This is a genomic window from Microlunatus phosphovorus NM-1, assembly GCF_000270245.1.
GTDB lineage: Bacteria > Actinomycetota > Actinomycetes > Propionibacteriales > Propionibacteriaceae > Microlunatus > Microlunatus phosphovorus.
This window is the reverse complement of sequence record NC_015635.1, coordinates 3,668,682-3,686,112: the sequence shown is the minus strand read 5'-3', so window position 1 is coordinate 3,686,112 and position 17,431 is coordinate 3,668,682. Positions and strand designations below refer to the sequence as shown.

At 67.7% G+C, this 17,431-nt stretch carries 22 protein-coding genes; 17 read left to right on the top strand and 5 right to left on the bottom strand.

Annotated features, from left to right (window positions below; genetic code table 11):
• Positions 1-51 precede the first annotated feature (51 nt).
• From MLP_RS16545 to MLP_RS28620, 4 genes are read left to right on the top strand one after another with little or no spacing between them, the layout of a single operon-like run.
• Positions 52-399 (top strand): VOC family protein, encoded by a 348-nt coding sequence (locus tag MLP_RS16545; protein WP_013864301.1) that lies wholly within the window; start codon positions 52-54, stop codon positions 397-399.
• The gene (locus MLP_RS28070) at positions 396-545 is read left to right on the top strand and encodes a hypothetical protein (protein ID WP_156821189.1); all 150 of its coding nucleotides are present in this window, start codon (positions 396-398) and stop codon (positions 543-545) included. The genes MLP_RS16545 and MLP_RS28070 overlap by 4 nt, the downstream gene beginning before the upstream one ends.
• Positions 542-841 (top strand): hypothetical protein, encoded by a 300-nt coding sequence (locus tag MLP_RS28625; RefSeq protein WP_197536425.1) that lies wholly within the window; start codon positions 542-544, stop codon positions 839-841. The genes MLP_RS28070 and MLP_RS28625 overlap by 4 nt, the downstream gene beginning before the upstream one ends.
• Positions 819-1,202 (top strand): M23 family metallopeptidase, encoded by a 384-nt coding sequence (locus MLP_RS28620; RefSeq protein ID WP_013864299.1) that lies wholly within the window; start codon positions 819-821, stop codon positions 1,200-1,202. Before MLP_RS28625 ends, MLP_RS28620 begins: the two co-directional genes overlap by 23 nt.
• 5 nt (positions 1,203-1,207) lie before the next feature.
• Here MLP_RS28620 and MLP_RS16535 read toward each other — a convergent pair whose 3' ends face one another.
• The 3 genes from MLP_RS16535 to MLP_RS16525 form a co-directional block, all read right to left on the bottom strand.
• Positions 1,208-2,059: a DUF3097 domain-containing protein gene (locus MLP_RS16535; RefSeq protein WP_013864298.1), complete on the bottom strand. Its 852-nt coding sequence runs from the start codon at positions 2,057-2,059 to the stop codon at positions 1,208-1,210.
• Positions 2,060-2,172: 113 nt separating this feature from the next.
• Positions 2,173-3,225 (bottom strand): LacI family DNA-binding transcriptional regulator, encoded by a 1,053-nt coding sequence (locus MLP_RS16530; protein ID WP_013864297.1) that lies wholly within the window; start codon positions 3,223-3,225, stop codon positions 2,173-2,175.
• Between the two features lie 131 nt (positions 3,226-3,356).
• Complete coding sequence (locus MLP_RS16525) at positions 3,357-4,142, bottom strand: MBL fold metallo-hydrolase (protein WP_013864296.1); 786 nt, start codon at positions 4,140-4,142, stop codon at positions 3,357-3,359.
• Positions 4,143-4,272: 130 nt separating this feature from the next.
• Here MLP_RS16525 and hrcA point away from each other — a divergent pair, with 130 nt between their 5' ends.
• From hrcA to tgt, 7 genes are all read left to right on the top strand, one after another.
• Positions 4,273-5,289 (top strand): heat-inducible transcriptional repressor HrcA, encoded by a 1,017-nt coding sequence (gene hrcA / locus MLP_RS16520; RefSeq protein WP_013864295.1) that lies wholly within the window; start codon positions 4,273-4,275, stop codon positions 5,287-5,289.
• A 58-nt stretch (positions 5,290-5,347) separates the two neighbouring features.
• Entirely contained in the window at positions 5,348-6,514 is a 1,167-nt protein-coding gene (dnaJ, locus tag MLP_RS16515; RefSeq protein WP_041792752.1) for a molecular chaperone DnaJ, read from the top strand.
• Complete coding sequence (locus MLP_RS16510) at positions 6,511-7,239, top strand: 16S rRNA (uracil(1498)-N(3))-methyltransferase (protein ID WP_013864293.1); 729 nt, start codon at positions 6,511-6,513, stop codon at positions 7,237-7,239. The genes dnaJ and MLP_RS16510 overlap by 4 nt, the downstream gene beginning before the upstream one ends.
• A gap of 183 nt (positions 7,240-7,422) precedes the next feature.
• Entirely contained in the window at positions 7,423-7,986 is a 564-nt protein-coding gene (locus MLP_RS16505) for a Uma2 family endonuclease (protein ID WP_013864292.1), read from the top strand.
• A 60-nt stretch (positions 7,987-8,046) separates the two neighbouring features.
• Positions 8,047-8,289, top strand: a complete 243-nt coding sequence (locus MLP_RS16500; protein WP_041790164.1) for a hypothetical protein — start codon at positions 8,047-8,049, stop codon at positions 8,287-8,289.
• The gene (locus MLP_RS16495) at positions 8,289-8,666 is read left to right on the top strand and encodes a hypothetical protein (protein ID WP_013864290.1); all 378 of its coding nucleotides are present in this window, start codon (positions 8,289-8,291) and stop codon (positions 8,664-8,666) included. Before MLP_RS16500 ends, MLP_RS16495 begins: the two co-directional genes overlap by 1 nt.
• Positions 8,667-8,786: 120 nt before the next feature.
• Positions 8,787-10,061 (top strand): tRNA guanosine(34) transglycosylase Tgt, encoded by a 1,275-nt coding sequence (gene tgt / locus MLP_RS16490; protein ID WP_013864289.1) that lies wholly within the window; start codon positions 8,787-8,789, stop codon positions 10,059-10,061.
• Here tgt and MLP_RS16485 read toward each other — a convergent pair.
• The gene (locus MLP_RS16485) at positions 10,016-10,750 is read right to left on the bottom strand and encodes a queuosine precursor transporter (RefSeq protein ID WP_013864288.1); all 735 of its coding nucleotides are present in this window, start codon (positions 10,748-10,750) and stop codon (positions 10,016-10,018) included. The two genes, tgt and MLP_RS16485, sit on opposite strands and share 46 nt — an antisense overlap.
• A 67-nt stretch (positions 10,751-10,817) precedes the next feature.
• On the opposite strand from MLP_RS16485, the gene MLP_RS16480 reads away from it, so the two are divergent.
• The 3 genes from MLP_RS16480 to MLP_RS16470 all read left to right on the top strand — a co-directional run bounded on the left by MLP_RS16480 (position 10,818) and on the right by MLP_RS16470 (position 13,091).
• A complete protein-coding gene (locus MLP_RS16480) occupies positions 10,818-11,207 on the top strand; it encodes a DUF5709 domain-containing protein (protein WP_013864287.1) in 390 nt (129 codons plus the stop codon).
• 23 nt (positions 11,208-11,230) lie between these two features.
• Positions 11,231-12,187 carry a prolyl aminopeptidase gene (gene pip, locus MLP_RS16475; protein ID WP_013864286.1) on the top strand — a complete coding sequence of 319 codons (957 nt, stop codon included), beginning with the start codon at positions 11,231-11,233 and terminating at the stop codon, positions 12,185-12,187.
• Between the two features lie 115 nt (positions 12,188-12,302).
• Positions 12,303-13,091 carry an ABC transporter substrate-binding protein gene (locus MLP_RS16470; protein WP_041790162.1) on the top strand — a complete coding sequence of 263 codons (789 nt, stop codon included), beginning with the start codon at positions 12,303-12,305 and terminating at the stop codon, positions 13,089-13,091.
• A 57-nt stretch (positions 13,092-13,148) separates the two neighbouring features.
• Here the strand turns inward: MLP_RS16470 and MLP_RS16465 are convergent, their stop codons facing one another.
• On the bottom strand, positions 13,149-14,243 hold the full coding sequence (locus MLP_RS16465; protein WP_013864284.1) for a DNA glycosylase AlkZ-like family protein: 1,095 nt from the start codon (positions 14,241-14,243) through the stop codon (positions 13,149-13,151).
• Positions 14,244-14,502: 259 nt separating this feature from the next.
• On the opposite strand from MLP_RS16465, the gene MLP_RS16460 reads away from it, so the two are divergent.
• Genes MLP_RS16460 through MLP_RS16450 form a run of 3 tightly spaced genes read left to right on the top strand, consistent with a single transcriptional unit; the run spans position 14,503 to position 17,308 of the window.
• A complete protein-coding gene (locus MLP_RS16460) occupies positions 14,503-15,441 on the top strand; it encodes a PhoH family protein (protein WP_083844039.1) in 939 nt (312 codons plus the stop codon).
• 14 nt (positions 15,442-15,455) lie between these two features.
• Positions 15,456-15,941 (top strand): rRNA maturation RNase YbeY, encoded by a 486-nt coding sequence (gene ybeY, locus MLP_RS16455; RefSeq protein WP_013864282.1) that lies wholly within the window; start codon positions 15,456-15,458, stop codon positions 15,939-15,941.
• Positions 15,938-17,308 (top strand): hemolysin family protein, encoded by a 1,371-nt coding sequence (locus tag MLP_RS16450; RefSeq protein ID WP_013864281.1) that lies wholly within the window; start codon positions 15,938-15,940, stop codon positions 17,306-17,308. The genes ybeY and MLP_RS16450 overlap by 4 nt, the downstream gene beginning before the upstream one ends.
• Positions 17,309-17,431 lie beyond the last annotated feature (123 nt).

The following is a 17,431-nucleotide window of genomic DNA, read 5'->3' as shown; positions in this document are numbered from 1 at the left end:
CGTAGTGTCGTTGCCACCGACACACGAGTCTCTGGAAGCACGGAGGTGCCTATGCCGACCCCACGCGTCTGCTACCTGCAGATACCTGCCGAAGACTCGAGGGTCTCGGCCGACTTCTATGCCACCGTGTTCGACTGGCGCATTCGTGAGCGAGGAGATGGCGCGGTCGCCTTCGATGACGGCGGCGAGGTGAGCGGCGCCTTCGTCACCGGCCGCTCGCCGCAGGATGAGGACGGAATCAGGATCTACATCATGGTCGACGATGCGGTTGCGACCGTGACCCGGATCGTCGATGCCGGTGGCGTGATCGTGGCGCCGCTGGGGCACAGCACTGAGACCATCGCGCTGTTCGGTGATCCGTTCGGCAACGTGCTCGGCATCTATCAGGAACCGGCATGAGCGCGCTGACCGAAGAACGCCTGGGGCGTCTGAGCCTGCGGATCGACGCCGCCTATTGCGCGCTGCTGGGGCTCGGTGTGATCATCACGGCACCGCTGCTCACCGAGGCGCTCGCGATGTGCGAGCCGGTCATCGTGAACCGGTGACCAGGAGTGCGGCGAGCCCGTCGGCCCCTGTGCCGATCGAGTTCCCTTTCCGTGGACGCTGGCAGGCACGCAACAGTCCGGCACGGCGGGTGCCGAGCCATGGCACGCATCGATTCGGCGTGACCTACGCGATCGACTTCGTCGCCGTCGACGATCGTGGGCGGTCTGCTGTCCGCAGCTGGCGGACGCTGCTGTCGGCCGAACCACCGGAGATCTTCCGTGGCTTCGGCGCTGCGATCCTGGCACCGGTCGCGGGCACGGTCGTCCTCGCCCATGACGGTGAAGGTCGATCATGAGGCGCGACGCTCGCAGCTCGCCCTGGTGCCGTACGCGCTCGGTCAGGCAGCACGGGTCCGGGCGGGTGTCGGGGCCATCGCCGGCAACCACGTAGTGCTGCGGGTCGGGCCCGATGGTCCGTACGTGTTGCTTGCTCACCTGCGCGCCGGCACGGTCCGCGTCGGGCTCGGGGATGTGGTGACCGTCGGTCAGCAGATCGGGGAGTGTGGCAACTCCGGCAACAGCACCGAGCCGCATGTGCATGTGCAGGCCACCGACTCGGTCCGGTGGGATGCCGCCGTCGGCCTGCCGATCGTCTTCCGTCGGTCGTCAGGCGGCGAGGCTTGGGTTCCCGCGGAGTCGGAGATCGTCGACGTCTGACGTTGTCAGTGGATGTGATCCTGGGTGACGAAGTCGATCAGCTGCTCGACCGGGGTCAGCAGCCCGCGTTCCAGATCGTTCCAACTGGTCACGGTGGCGAGGATCCGTTGCCAGGCACGGGCGATATCGGCCTGGTCGCGGTGCGGCCAGCCGAGCGCGGCACAGGTGCCGTGTTTGATGTCGGTGCCGCGGGGCACGTGCGGCCAGGACTGCAACCCGACTTTGGCCGGTTTCACCGCTTGCCAGATGTCGATGAACGGATGCCCGGCCACCAGCACGAACGAACCGTACGGCCCTTTCGCGACACCGGCGGCGATTCGGGACTCCTTGCTGCCCGGCACCAGGTGGTCGGCGAGCACGCCCAGCCGCCGTCCCTTCTCCGGACGGAAGTCGGAGACGATGTCGTGCAGGTCGTCGATGCCGTCCATGAACTCGACCACCACACCGACGTGGCGCAGGTCGTCGCCCCAGATCTTCTCGACCAGCTCCGCATCGTGCCGGCCCTCGACATAGATCCGGCTGGGCAGGGCGACCTTCGCCTTCTCGGCCGGCCCGGCGACCGAACCGGATGCAGTGCGCCCTGTGACCGCACCAGCACGACCAGCAGCCCGGGGCGGTGCCTTCACCGCCACCGGCTTGCCTTCCAGCAGGAATCCGTAGCCGATCGGGAAGCTGCGCCGCTTGTCGCCACGCCCCTCCAGCACGACCAGACCGTTCTCCCAACGGGTCACGGCGCCACAGAAGCCGGTCGTCGCGTCCTCCAGCACCATGCCCCGTTCCAGCGCGATCTCGGGCACGACCTTCTTCGACTTCTGTTGCCAGCCGGCTGCCAGCACATCGCCGTCATAGCGGTTCACGGGCTGCTGGGGACGGTTCTGCGTACGGGATCGATCCTGAGGCGGCACCGTCGCAGAGTAGGCGTTTGCCGCGGTGTTGCCGCGGATTGGCGCGCAGGTAGTTGCGTGCTGGCCTACCTCGGGCGCCGAGGCGCGGCCGTGCTGCCCCGGATCACCAGCTCGATCGGCAACAGGACCTGACGTGGCTCCAAGTCCTTGTCCAGCAGAAGCTCGCCGACCCGACGACCCTTCTCCCAGATCGGCTGGCGTACCGTCGTCAGTCCCATTTCGGCGGCTGCCGGGACATCGTCGAACCCCGAGACGGACACGTCGTCGGGAACCCGCAGCCCACGGGCTTCGACGGCCTGCAGCACCCCGATGGCAACCACATCGCTCAGACCCACGATCGCGGTCGGTTGCTTCGGATCATCGAGCAACGCCCCACCGGCAGCGGCCCCCGACTCGCGCGTGTTGTGCCCCCCTGACACGATCATCAGCTCATCCACGGTGCCGGCCAGACCGCGCAGCCGGGCATTGCAGACTGTGCAGCTGATGTCGTCGATGCTCAGCCCGGTGGACACGGTGCCCGACGGATAGCCGGTGTCGGCGATCACCCCGACCCGCAGGTGGCCCAGCTCAGTCAGATGCCTGCCGACCAGCGCGCCCGCTTCCACGTCATCGATGGCGACCCAGCTCGAGTTCGGATCTGGGTCGATATCGGTGCCGATGATCCGGATGCCGCGCGCCTTGGCGAGCTCGATCGCTGGATGTGCCGCTTCGAGGCAGAGGGTGGCGATCGCGTCGACGTGGGCCTGTCGAACGGCCGTGACATCAGGGGTGCGGAGACCACCGGCGTGCGGCGCCTCATAGCCGATGGGCATCAGCACCAGGCTCGTCTGATAGCGCTCGAGCACCGCAGTCAGGGCGGTGAGGAAGCCGATGGCGTACGGGTCGGAGAACGCATAGGACAATCGCTCGGTGAGCAGCACGCCGACCGCTTCGGCTCGGCCGCTGCGCAGCATTCGCGCGGCAGCGTCCGGACCGGCATAGCCGAGGTTCGCGGCGACGGTCAGGATCCTGGTTCGCAGCTCGGCCGACAGCTGGTCGGGTCGGTTGTAGGCATTGGACACCGTCGACGGCGAGACGCCGACCGCCTGGGCGATCGTCTTGACCGTCACCCTGCCCATCGCGCCTCCGCTCGCCCCTGCCCAGTCTCCCGGCTGGGACGATACCGAGTGCTCCCGCCGAGCAGAGGCCCACCCTACGGCGCTACGGCATGGCCCCCTGCAGCCCGAGCAGCTCTGGAACGACACCCCTCCTAGACCAGGGGCAGCTGCCGGACCGGGGCAGCTGCCCTTGCCTGTTTGACCCCGACGGCATATCCCTCGCGCACGGCGGCAAACGGCAACGCCCACTCGGTGCGGTCCTCGGCATCCTCGACGCTCACTCCGAGGCTGCCCAAGCGGGTGATCTCGCCCGACACGGCAGCGACCCGGCTGCGCTGCTCGAACACATCATCGCGGGTCATCACCGGCCCGTGACCGGGGACGATGACACTGTGATCGAGGGTGATCCCGACCAGGCCGTCCAAGGTCGCCGGCCACTCGTGGGGATAGGAGTCCGGGCCGTACTGCGGCGGCCCCGCGGACTCGACCAGATCGCCGGCGAACACCACCTGGACATCCGGCACCACGACGATCAGATCCCCGTCGGTGTGCCCCCGGCCCAGATGCACCGCCTCCACCCGTACGCCGCCGCCGAGATCGATGGCCGCCGCTACCGATACAGCACGGCTGGGGAGCGTCGGCGTCGCCGGATCGAGCGCCAGCCGATCCCGAGTCGACTCGTGCGCGATCGAGGTTGCTGTCTCGATGCCGGCCAGGCCGTGAGCATGGTCGGCATGCGCATGCGTCAACACCACGGTGGTCAGTGGCAGCTCGGTGATCTCCGCGGCTGCCTGCTGCAGCAGTCGCCCCTGCTCGGCCGTCCCGCCGGCATCGACCAGCAGGGCCGCCTCACTGCCGACCACGAGTCCCACATTGATCTCGCCGGTCTCGCCGTCGAGGCTGAAGCCCGCGGTGGCGACGTACGTGTGGTCAGCCACCGGGCGGAAAGGTCCAGCGCTGGATGGATCGGGCAATACCGTCATGGGACTAGACTGGCACTCGGTCTGCCTGAGTGCCAAAGGCGGCCCCGTAAGTTGACCAAGCCGGGACCTGGAGGGGAGGGCGAGGGTGAGCGTGGACGAACGCAAGCTGCAGGTGCTGCGCGCGATCGTCACCGACTACGTCTCCAGCCAGGAACCGGTTGGCTCCAAGGCGTTGGTCGAGCGGCACAACCTCGGCGTCTCCCCGGCGACGGTTCGCAACGACATGGCGGCGCTGGAGGAAGAGGGCTACATCACCCAGCCGCACACCAGCGCGGGGCGGATCCCCACCGACAAGGGCTACCGGCTGTTCGTCGACCGGCTCGGCTCGGTCAAGCCGCTCTCCCTGGCCGAGCAACGGGCCATCCACACCTTCTTGTCCGGTGCCGTGGATCTCGACGACATCCTGCACCGGACCGTACGACTGCTCGCCCAGGTGACCCAGCAGGTTGCCATCGTGCAGTATCCGACGCTGAGTCACTCCGAGGTCCGTCACGTCGAGCTGGTCTCGCTGTCCAGTCAGCGGCTGCTGGTCATCTTGATCACCTCGACCGGCCGGATCGAGCAGCGGGTCGTGGAGAACGAGCACACCGACGACGAGCTGACCAGGCTTCGGTCGCTGCTGAACGCGGCAGCGGTGGGACACAGTTCGGCCCAGGCGGCCGCTCGGCTCGGCGGCCTGCTGACCGAGCTGCCGGAGGCGCTCTCGCCGCTCGGCCGCAGTTGCATCGCCACGCTCCTCGACATGCTCGGTAACGATGCGTCCAGTCGGGTCGTGGTCGGCGGGATGCCCAATCTGACCCGCTTCGGCGACGAGTTCGAGACCACGGTACGGCCGGTGCTGGAGGCGCTCGAGGAGCAGGTCGTGCTGCTCAAGCTACTCGGTGAAGCGACCTCGACCGATGTCGTGACGGTCCGGATCGGCCGTGAGAACCCGTACGCCGAGCTGCGGTCCACCTCGCTGGTCGCCAGCGGGTATGGCACCGCCGCAGACAGTTGGGCGACGCTCGGCATCGTCGGGCCGACCCGCATGGACTACCCCTCGACCATCGCCTCGGTCAGAGCCGTGGCCCGTTACGTCGGCCGTTTCCTGGCCGAAGGCTGATGTACCGCTCCGCAGAGAACCCCACCCAAGAGAATCCACCGCAGAGAACATGGACACGATGAGCACCGACTACTACGAGATCCTCGGGGTGCCCCGCGATGCGACCCCCGAGCAGATCAAGAAGGCGTATCGCCGGAAGGCGATGAAGCTGCACCCTGATGTCGCCACCGAGCCGGACGCGGGGGAGCAGTTCAAGAAGGTCGCCGAAGCCTATGAGGTGCTCGGTGATGCGAAGAAGCGCGACCTGTACGACCGCGGCGGCGACCCGCTCGGCGGTGGCATGGGTGGCGGCTTCAACGGTGGCTTCGGTGCCGGAGGCTTCGACTTCACCAATCTGGTCGATGCCATGTTCGGTCAGCAGGCCGCCCGCGGGCCGCGGTCCCGGGTCCGGCGCGGGCAGGATGCGCTGGTCCGGTTGGATCTGGAGCTGGCCGAGGCAGCTTTCGGCACCACCAAGCCGCTGCGGGTCGACACGGCGGTGCTCTGCCCGCGGTGCAACGGCTCGGGTGCGCAGGAGGGCTCGAAGCCGGTCAAGTGCAGCACCTGTCACGGGCAGGGTGAGGTCACCCACGTGCAGCGGTCCTTCATCGGCGATATCCGCACCACCAGCCCCTGCCCGACCTGCCACGGCTACGGCACGGTGATCCCCGATCCCTGCCTGGAGTGCGCCGGCGACGGCCGGATCCGGTCGAACCGCACGATCAACGTCAAGATCCCGCCGGGCGTCAGCTCCGGAAACCGGATCCATCTCGCCGCGCACGGCGAGGTCGGGCCTGGCGGCGGTCCGGCCGGCGACCTGTATGTCGAGCTCGACGTCTTGCCGCATGAGATCTTCAGGCGCGACGGGGACAACCTGGAGATGGTGCTCAGGATCCCGATGACGGCCGCTGCCCTCGGCACCGAGGTCGAGATCGCGACGCTGGAGGCCGACCTCGAGAGCGCCGATGCCGAGGACACGACCGCCACGGTCGTCATTCCGGCGGGTACGCAGTCCGGCACCAGGGTCGCCCTGGACGGCAAGGGTGTGCCACGGCTGCGTTCGCACGGTCGCGGGCAGCTGGGTGTCACCTTGTTGGTGCAGACGCCGACCAGACTCGATACCGAGCAGCGCCGGTTGCTCCGTGAGCTTGCCGAGCTGCGCGAGGAGACGACGATCGAGGGAGCGGTGCAAAAGCACAGCCAGGGCTTCTTCGGCCGGCTGCGGGATGCGTTCGCCGGTCAGTGAGCGACCCGGTCTTCCACGCCGAGCTCGCTGATCCGCTGCCCGGCGTCGGGGCAACCGTCCTGCTGGACGGTCCCGAGGGGCGGCATGCCGCTATGGTGCGCCGGATCCGGGTCGGTGAGCAGGTCCAGCTGAGTGACGGCGCGGGGCGCGGGATCGTGGGTCCGGTGGTGGCGGTGAGCAAGCAGAGCATCACGGTCGAGGTCGCCTCGCAGCTGGTCGAGGAACCGCCGGCGCTCCGGTTGGTGGTGGCTCAGGCGCTGGCCAAGGGCGATCGGGGCGAACTGGCGGTCGAGTTGCTGACCGAGGTCGGGGTCAGCGAGATCGTGCCCTGGCAAGCATCCCGGTCGATCGTCCGGTGGACCGGGGAGCGAGGCGCCAAGGGTTTGGCTCGCTGGCGCTCGACCGCGCGGGAGGCGGCCAAGCAGTCGCGGCGGCTGTGGACACCAGTCGTGGGCGACCTGGTCTCCACCGCGGGATTGGCGGCCCGGGTGGCAGCCGCCGACCTTGCGCTGTTGTTGCACGAGTCGGCGGCGACGCCGCTGGCCGAGATCGAGCTGCCGAGGTCGGGCGAGGTGCTGCTGGTGGTCGGACCCGAGGGTGGCATCTCAGCCGAGGAGCTGGAGATCCTGAGTAGTGCCGGTGGCCGGCCGACCCTGCTCACCCCGCACGTGCTGCGCACCTCGACCGCGGGTGTCGTCGCCTGCGCGGGCCTGCTGCTGCGCTGACTGGGTGGTGGGCGCTGATGAAGTGAGCGCTCACTCACTGGTGCGCAAGGGTTGCTTCGATTGACATGAAGCCACCCCAGCGCACCAGTCGATGAGGGACTGGTACCGGATGGCGGGCAGCTCCCAAGTCGATCGTGAGTTGCGCCGGGAAACCGGCACCGGGTCGGGGCGTATCGTGGGCCCATGTCGATCGCCACGTCGGGAGGGCCGCACCTGCTGACGGTCGGGCAACTAGCCGAGTTGCCCGACGACGGCTTGCGTCACGAACTCATCGAGGGGGAACTGACCACCATGCCGCCTGCTGGAGAAAGGCATGGTTCGGTCGCCGGCAGGATCGCTGCCTACGTTGGCCACCACATCCTGGTCAACGGGTTGGGTCGGATCACCGGCGCCGAGACCGGATACCTCCTTCGACGCAACCCAGACACAGTTCGGGCCCCCGATTTCGCCTTCACGTCGATCGATCGACTGTCAGGCCCGCCGGACCGCACCTTCTCGCCGATCGTGCCCGACCTTGTTGTCGAAGTCGCATCACCGTCCGACCGGCTCGCTGACGTCACCCGGAAGGCACTGATGTGGCTGGACGCCGGAGTCCGGCTGGTATGGGTGGTCGAGCCGGAGACAGAAGTGGTCATCGTGCACAGGCCGGGAGACGCCGTGACCTTGCTCCGCGGCGCAGACGCGATGCTGTCCGGCGAGGACGTGGTCCCCGGCTTTGCCGTCCACCTCCATGAAATCTTCGGCTGACGCGTCGGACGAATCTCTATTCACAGGTCGCATATGATCGTGTGTATTACGATTGTATGCATGGCGGTGGACAGGCTTTCGGTGACATTTGATCCCGAGTTGGGTCACGCGGTGCGGGCGGCGGCGTCGCGGTCGGGGGTCAGCGTGTCGCGCTGGCTCAGCAACGCCGCCGGCGACCAGCTCCGAAACGAGATGCTCGGTGCCGCACTGGACCAGTGGGAGGCAGAGGACGGGCCTTTCAGCCCCGCTGATCTCGAAGCTGCGGCGCGCTCGCTCGGTGTCGCAGCGCCTCCCAGCGCCTGATGGCACTCGTTCTCGACGCCGGTGCGCTGATCAGAACCGATCGGGGCGACGCGCGTATTGGCGCACGACTGCGGGTCGCTCAGCAGCACCGAATCCGGGTGGTGTCGAGCGTCGCGGTGGTAGCACAGGTCTGGCGTTCGGGTACGCGGCAAGCCAGACTCGCCCGTGTACTCCGCGGCATCGCCATCGGGGAGATCGACGACGAGGAATCCCGCAGGATCGGCGAACTTCTCGGCCTGAGTCGCACGGCTGACATTGCCGACGCCCACCTCGCCCTGGTCGTTCGTCCCGGCGACCTGGTTCTGACCAGCAACCCCGACGACATCGAGCACCTTCTCGCCGTGCGAGGGGTGTCCGCCAGCGTCGAGCGAGTGTGATGCTGCGAAACTGACGAAAATCGGACTCTCAATGCCGCGACACGCCGGTGACACGCCGCGTCAGCGCCATTGAGAGTCAAATTCCCGCCACGAAGAATTCCAAACTGGCAGACTTCCCGCGTGCTTGACCAACGACAGCAGGCCAGGGGATTCGGTTTCGAGATCGGTGACCGGCTCCCCGACGCGCTCGGGCGCACCGGCCGAATCACCACCCCGCACGGCGTGATCGAGACGCCGGCGTTCGTGGTGGTCGGCACCAAGGCGACGGTGAAGACGGTGCTGCCGGAGAGTGTCGCCCAGCTGGGCGCCCAGGCGGTGTTGGCTAACGCCTACCACCTCTATCTGCAGCCCGGCTCGGAACTGATCGAAGAGGCCGGTGGTCTGGGCCGGTTCATGAACTGGCCGGGCCCGACCTACACCGACAGCGGCGGCTTCCAGGTGATGAGCCTCGGGGTCGGTTTCAAGAAGGTGCTGGCGATGGACACCACCGGCCTGCGCAGCGACGAGGTGGTCGCCGAGGGCAAGAGCCGGCTCGCCCGCGTGGACGACGACGGCGTCACCTTCACCTCGCATCTGGACGGCAGCCGCCACCGGTTCACCCCGGAGGTGTCGATGCAGGTCCAGCATCAGCTGGGCGCCGACATCATCTTCGCCTTCGACGAGCTGACCACCTTGATGAACACCCGCGGCTATCAGGAGAGCTCGGTCGAGCGCACCCACGCCTGGGCCATCCGCTGCCTTCGCGAGCATCGCCGGCTGACCGAGGAACGGGTCGGTCGGCCCTACCAGGCGTTGTTCGGGGTGGTGCAAGGCGCTCAGTACGAGGATTTGCGCCGCCGGGCGGCCCGGGGGCTGGCAGAGCTCGAGGTGGACGGGCAGACCTTCGACGGATTCGGCATCGGTGGCGCCCTGGAGAAGGAGAACCTGGGCACCATCACCGGCTGGGTGAGCTCGGAGCTGCCGGAGAACAAGCCCCGGCACATGCTGGGCATCTCCGAGCCCGACGACCTGTTCACCTGCGTGGAGAACGGTGCCGACACCTTCGATTGCGTCTCGCCGTCCCGAGTGGCGCGCAACTCGGCCGTCTACTCCCGCGACGGCCGCTACAACGTCAGCGCGGCCACATCGCGGCGGGCGTTCGAGCCGATCGACCCCGAGTGCGACTGCTACACCTGCGCCAACTACACGCGGGCCTACCTGCACCATCTCTTCAAGGCCAAGGAGATGCTCGCGGCCACGCTGTGCACGATCCACAACGAGCGGTTCGTGATCTCGCTGGTGGACCGGATCCGGTCCAGCATCGGTGACGGGACTTATGCAGAGCTGAAGGCCGAGACGCTCGGCCGCTACTACGCGGGCCGGTCTTTGTCGGTGTCGTCGGGGACCACCAGATAGCCCGGCTCACGCTTCTTCACCTGCCGGATCACCAGGTAGGTGACCGGCAGCATGATCACCTCGACCAGCACCTTGTAGATGTAGCCGGTGATCACATAGTTGGCCAGCACGCCACCGGTCAGGATGCCGCCGAAGGCGACCAGGCAGAACACGAGCGTGTCGGCCGCCTCACCGACCAGGGTGGAGCCGATCAGCCGCGCCCACAGCTTGCCCTCCCGGGTGCGCTGTTTGATCTTGACCAGCACGTACGCGTTCAGGAACTGGCCGGCCAGATAGCCCAGCAGGCTGGCCAGCACGATCCGCGGCACGAAGCCGAGGACCGCGGCCCAGGCGTCCTGGTTGTCCCAGCCCGGTGCCGGCGGGGTGATGCTGACCAGCCAGAAGCACAGCGAGGCGATGCCGGCCAGCACGAAGCCGATCAGGATCGCCCGACGGGCCTTGCGCATGCCGTACACCTCGGCGAGCACGTCGCCGAGCACATAGGTGAGGGGGAACAGGAAGGCCCCGCCGTCGGTGACGATCATGCCGGGCCACGCGGTGGGAGTGGTGAAGGCGATGGCCTTGGTGGCGCCGACGTTGGAGATCAGCAGCAGGCCGCAGAAGACGGCGACCACGATGTCGTAGTTGCCGTGCAGCTCGGCGGCGTACCGGGCGGTGGACCGGGAGGGTGATGTCGTGGTGGAACTCACGGGCGACGATCATAAGCCGGGACCATGGGCCTGAGCTTCCGCGACGCAGACGTGGCAGGCTGGGGGCATGAACGAGATGTGGGAAGAGGTGCCCGAGGAGTCCGAGCAGCTCAACCAGCTGCAGCCCGAGGACACCCTGGACGACCGTGGGATCGACGATGTCCTCGATGAGGGTTACAGCCCGCCGGAGCGGCCCTCCAGCTTGTCTCGTTACGGCGAGCACGAGACCTTGGACCAACGGCTGGCGGAGGAGGAGCCGGAGGTCTGGCAGCGCGAGGAGGCCGGCGACTATGTCGACGACGGCGAGGTCGGTGACCGTCGCGCAGGCCGCCTGGTCGATCCCAACGGCGGCAGCGGCGAGGACGTCGACTCCGAGCTCCTGGGCGCTGACGTCGGCATCGACGGCGCCGGAGCGAGCGCCGAGGAGGCCGCCGTCCACATCATCACCTTCCTCTGACCGGCCCGGGACCGGCTGCGTAGATGAGGGCGGGGTATCCGCCGATCGAGCCGTACGCGAGCGGTCTGCTCGATGTCGGCGATGGTCAGCAGATCTACTGGGAGGAGTGCGGATCGCCCGCGGGCAAGCCGGTGGTCTTCCTGCATGGTGGCCCGGGTGGCGGCAGCAATCCGGGGGTGCGGCGGCTCTTCGACCCGGCTCGCTATCGGATCGTGCTGCTCGATCAGCGCGGTTGCGGGCGAAGCCGACCACATGCCAGCGAGACCGGCGACCTGTCGACCAACACCACCTGGCACCTGGTCGCCGATCTGGAGCGGCTGCGGGAGGCGCGGGGGATCGAGCGCTGGCAGGTATTCGGCGGCTCCTGGGGGAGTGCGCTGGCACTGGCGTACGCGGAATCGCACCCGGAGCGGGTCACCGAGCTGGTGCTGCGCGGCATCTTCACCCTGCGCCGCTCCGAGCTGGACTTCTACTACAACGGCGGTGCTGGGCAGCTGTTTCCGGACCGGTACGAGACCTTCCTCGGCCCGCTGGGCGGTCGGGACTTCCGTGGCGACGCCATCGCCGCCTACCACGACCTGCTCTTCGACCCAGACCCAGCCGTGCACGGCCCGGCAGCCGTGGCGTGGTCGACCTGGGAAGCGGCGACCATCACGTTGCTACCCGATGAGGAGCTGATCGCGTCGTTCGCCGAGCCGTCCTATGCGCTCGCCTTCGCCCGGATCGAAAACCACTATTTCGTCCACGGTGGCTGGTTCGCAGAAGGGCAGCTGATCGCCGATGCCGGTAGGTTGCGTGATATCCCCGGGGTGATCGTGCAGGGTCGCTATGACGTGGCCACCCCGGCGGTCACCGCCTGGGACCTGCACTGGGCCTGGCCAACGGCGGAGTTCTGCCTGATCGACGATGCCGGCCACGCCTACTCCGAGCGAGGCATCACGGCCGCCTTGGTAGCCGCCACGGACCGGTTCGCCGGCTGATTCATCGGCCGGACCCGCGACTCCGGCAGCCGAGAGTTCGGCCAGCGCGCGAACGGTCACCGATCCAGCGGGCAAGACCGTGCAGATCCCCGGGGATATTCAGCGGGCGTTCGGGATGTACACCAGCGACCTGGACTACGCGATCACCCTCGGTCTCCCATTGGCGCCGGTGCAATCGATCCGAGAGGGCTCGATCGGATTCCCCGACTTCTTCCCGCAGGAGCCGCTGCAGGGCATCGAGCCGTTGGTCAACTTCCCCGAGTTCGAGTACGAGAAGATCGCCGCGGCCGAGCCCGACGTCATCATCAACGGTCTTGGGTACGAGGGCGGGCCGGACGGCGCGAAGCTGGCGGCGATCGCGCCGACGTTCACCTACGACGGCTTCGACGGCGACTGGCGGGATGACTTCAAGGCTGTGGCCGCGGCGTTCGGCAAGGAGCAGGTGGCCGAGGACTTCCTCCAGCAGGTGAACACCCGGACCGGCGAGGTGAAGGCCAAGGTCGCTGCGCTCGGCGAGGCGCCGACGGTGGCGTACGGCTACTACTATCCGGGCGGCAATGGTGAGTTCATCGGCTCCGAGCCGGACAATCTGATCGGACAGATCTTCGCCGAGGTCGGCATCAAGCCGCCCAAGGCGGTCGGCAAGGAGTGGACGGAGATCTCCGCCGAGAAGATTCCCGAGCTGTCGGACGTCGACCTGCTGATGATCGCGGTGGAGACCGACTCCGATCCGGACAAGGAGCTGGCGGCACTCCGCAAGGACCCGATCTGGTCCCAGCTCCCGGCGGTCAAGGCCGGCCACGTGGTGGCGGTCAACAACGAGCTCTCGTACGCCTCCCCGCACGCGCACCTGGAGTTCTTGGATGTGTTGGAGCCGAACCTGGCGCTGCTCGCGGGCGAGTGACGCGATGACGCGGGCGGGTCTGATCCGAACTGGGTATCGCCGCCACCCCGGCTGGCGCTAGTCCTCGACGACGTCCAGACCCAGATAGCGGCCCAGGTCGCGGAGCTCGCGGTCGACGGCAGCGGCCGTGACTGCGGTGAAGCCGTCGTCCTGGTGGACAGCGTGCACCCGCAGCGCGCCGGCCTCGCGATCGGCAGTCGCGTCCAGCTTTCCGACCAGCCGGTCGCCGGCCAGGATCGGCATCGCCCAGTAGCCCCAGCGCCGTTTGGCCGCAGGCTTGTACATCTCCAGCAGATAGTCGAACTCGAACACCTCGGCCAGCCGGACGCGGTCGAACACCAGCAAGTCCAGCGGCGAGAGCAGCGCGCAACGTCCTCGGAACGGCTCGTCGAGCCGCGCGAGTTGGACCGGGTCTGCGTGCCAGGTCCCCCGGACGCCGGTGATCTCGACCTCGACGGCGTCCGGGCTCGCTACCTGAGATGCGATCGGTCGCTCCAGACCCAGCGCGCGAAGCCGCCGTCGCCCCTGCTCGGCCAACGCCTCATCCAGACCGGGCGCCAGATCCGGATCGTCGGGCCAGACCCGTTCGGCCAGATCCCAGTGCCGCACCCGGCCCTCCCTGGACGCGACCGCGACCTCGCCGCGGGCCTCCATGATCTCCAGCATCTTCATCACGTTCTTGCCGTTGGTCCATCCGGACGAGCGCCACGGGAGATCGCAGGTGTCCGGAATGGCCTGGGCCGGTAGCGGCCCCTCGCAGCGGAGTTCGTTCAGGATGTCCTCCCGGGCCGTCTCGTTGGCCGCCAGCCAGGTCTGCGACTCCGACCGCCAGTCATCCAGCGGGTCGGCGCTGCGCCAGACCGCCATCTCGGCCCGGTAGAGCGCGACGTCCTCCACGGGGCGGAGCCGGGCGCCACGCTCCACCAGCGAACCGTCGCCGAGCACCTCGTCGAGGTCGTCTGCGGCGAACCGGCGGGAGCCGAGACGCGACCACAGCACCAGGCCGGCGTTCGGAGCCACGGCGGCCGTCAGATCCACCTGGAGCCCGGTCAGGTGCCGGACGACCGTCAACAGGTCGGTAGGCCGGGGCGCATCGAGAAGCTGGGCCCGGACGGCGATCCGTCGGGCCTGGCGACGGGTCAGCTGCTGCATTCACCGATCATCGCCCCGAGGTCTGACACGACTTGTTCCCGGGTCCGGCACGCGGTGGCGCAGCGGGCGCAGATATCGTCTTGGGGCTGTCGGCGAGGTTCACTAGGATGGGCTAGTACAACGATCCCTGCCCGAGGTGGACTCCCTGACCAGTCAAGAAAGACCCGCACCATCGGCGCCCACGCGGAGTGGACCCGCGCGCATCACAGCCGAGCAGGCGGCCGTCGTGCGTCGGATCAGCGTTCCCTCCTCGATCGACATGGTCAATGTGCTCGGGCCGCGCGATGAGTTCCTCCGGATTCTGGAGCGCGAGCTCGACGCAGACATCCATGTTCGAGGCAACGAGGTCACCCTCACCGGCACCCACACCGCGGTCACTCTGGCTGCCGATGTGCTCAACGAGATGGTGACCGTGCTGCGCACCGGCCAGGGTCTGACGCCCGACGGAGTGGAGCGGATCTGCTCGATGATGAACGCGGCGGAGGAAGCCCGGCCGGCCGATGTGCTGACCCACAACATCTTGTCCTCGCGGGGCAAGACGATCCGGCCCAAGACCCTCAACCAGAAGCGGTACGTCGACGCGATCGACAAGCACACCGTCGTCTTCGGCATCGGCCCGGCCGGCACCGGCAAGACCTACCTGGCGGTCGCCAAGGCGGTCCAGGCGTTGCAGAACAAGGACGTCAACCGGATCATCCTGACCCGACCCGCCGTCGAGGCGGGCGAGCGGCTCGGCTTCCTGCCCGGCACCCTGAACGAAAAGATCGACCCCTATCTGCGGCCGCTCTACGACGCGCTGCACGACATGCTCGACCCGGAGTCGGTTCCCAAGCTGCTGACCGCGGGCACCATCGAGGTGGCGCCGCTTGCATATATGCGGGGAAGGAGCCTTAACGATGCGTTCATCATCCTCGACGAGGCGCAGAACACCTCGATGGAGCAGATGAAGATGTTCCTGACCAGGTTGGGCTTCGGGTCCAAGATCGTGGTCACCGGCGACATCACCCAGGTGGATCTGCCCGGCGGCACGCGGAGCGGGCTGCGCGTGGTGCAGGGCATCCTGGACAATGTGGACGACATCGCGTTCTGCCACCTGACCAACCACGACGTGGTCCGGCACAAGCTGGTCGGCCGCATCGTCGCCGCGTACGACAGGTTCGAGGCCACCGACGCCCCCGTGCCGCCGAGAACTCGTTAGGAACGAAACCCCAAGTGACCGTAGAGATCAACAACGAGTCCGGTTTGGAGGCCGACAGTACCGGCCTGCTCCGGCTGGCCGACTTCGCGCTGGAGCGACTGCGGATCCATCCGCAGGCCGAGCTGTCCATTGTCCTGGTCGACGAGGACACCATGAGCGCGTACCACGAGAAGTACATGGACGAGCCGGGGCCGACCGATGTCTTGTCCTTCCCGATGGACGAGCTCCGGCCGCCGGCCGAAGACGAGGATCCGCCGGAGGGTCTGCTGGGCGACATCGTGCTGTGTCCCGCGGTGACTGCCCGGCAGGCGGCCGAGCACGGTCGTACGCCGGATGCCGAGGCCGAGTATCTGCTGGTGCACGGTCTGCTGCACCTGCTCGGCTACGACCACGCCACCGCTGAGGAACGGATCGAGATGTTCGCCCTGAAGGATGAACTGCTCGAGGATTGGGCTGCGGAGCGTGCTCAGCGCAGCAGCCGGGGGACGCGAGTCCGGTGAACCAGGCCGACTGGATCCAGCTGAGCATCGCGCTCGTGCTGGCGATGCTGGCCGGACTGATGGCGGCCGCCGATGCCGCGCTGTCAGCGATCACCCGGGCCCGTGCCGACTGGCTGGTCGAGGAAGGCCGTCCGGGAGCGCGACGGGTCCGACAGATCGCCGAGGACCCACCGCGATTCCTCAACACCGCGCTGTTCATCCGAACGGTCTGTGAGATCTCGGTGATCGTGCTGGTCGCGCTGGTGGTGTTCGGGATCTTCGACGCGACCTGGGAACGGATCCTGATCACGGCCGGTCCGATGATCGTGGTCTCGTACGTGCTGTGGGGTGTGGCGCCACGCACGGTCGGGCAGCAGAACCATGACCGCGTGGCCTGTGGAGTGGCCGGGCCGCTGATGCTGCTGACCAAGGTGCTCGGCCCGCTGCCCCGGCTGCTGATCCTGCTCGGCAATGCGCTCACCCCGGGCAAGGGTTTCGAGGAGGGACCGTTCGCGACCGAGGCGGAGCTGCGAGAGCTGGTCGATCTGGCCGAGCGCAGTGAGCTGATCGAGTCCGGCGAACGGGAAATGATCCACTCCGTCTTCGATCTCAGCGACACGATCGCTCGCGAGGTGATGGTGCCGCGGACCGACATGGTCTACATCGAGCACTACAAGACCCTGCGGCAGGCTGTCTCACTCGCCCTCCGCTCGGGGTTCAGTCGGATTCCGGTGATCAAGGACGGGCTCGACGACGTGGTCGGCGTCCTCTACCTCAAGGACGTGATCAAGCGGGTCTACGACTTCCCGGACTCGCAGACCACCGAGCGGGTCGAATCGATGATGCGCAAGCCGCTGTGGTGCCCGGACTCCAAGCCGGTCGACCAGTTGCTGAAGGAGATGCAGGCCAAGCGCGTACATCTGGTGATCCTGATCGACGAGTTCGGTGGCACCGCCGGGATGGTGAGCATCGAGGACATCCTCGAGGAGATCGTCGGGGAGATCACCGACGAGTACGACGAGGAGAACAGCGACGTCATCCAGCTGGCCGGTGGCCGCTTTCGGGTCTCGTCCCGGCTGTCGGTCGATGATCTCGGCGACCTCTTCGGACTCGAGCTCGAGGACGAGGACGTCGAGACGGTCGGCGGCCTGATGGCCAAGCTGCTGAACAAGGTGCCGATCGCCGGTGCCACCGTGAGCTACGGCGGACTGCAACTCGTCGCCGAGCGCGCGACCGGGCGACGCAACAAGGTCGGGTCGGTGCTCGTGTCCCGGATAGCCGAGAATGACGACGAGACCGAGGACGACGCCGAAAGGAACTCGGCGGAAGAGGCCGGCGTGGACGCGGCGACCGGACTGGCGTCGGATCGCCAGGCAAGGGCATCATGAGCTGTGTTGAATTGTCGCGCTCCGCGCTCCGCGGTCCTGGGCTCCGCGAGATCTCGCTCGTTCGTCGCGGTTTTGCGTGACGAAAAGCATGTCACGCAAAACCGCTCCTGCACTCCCGAGAGG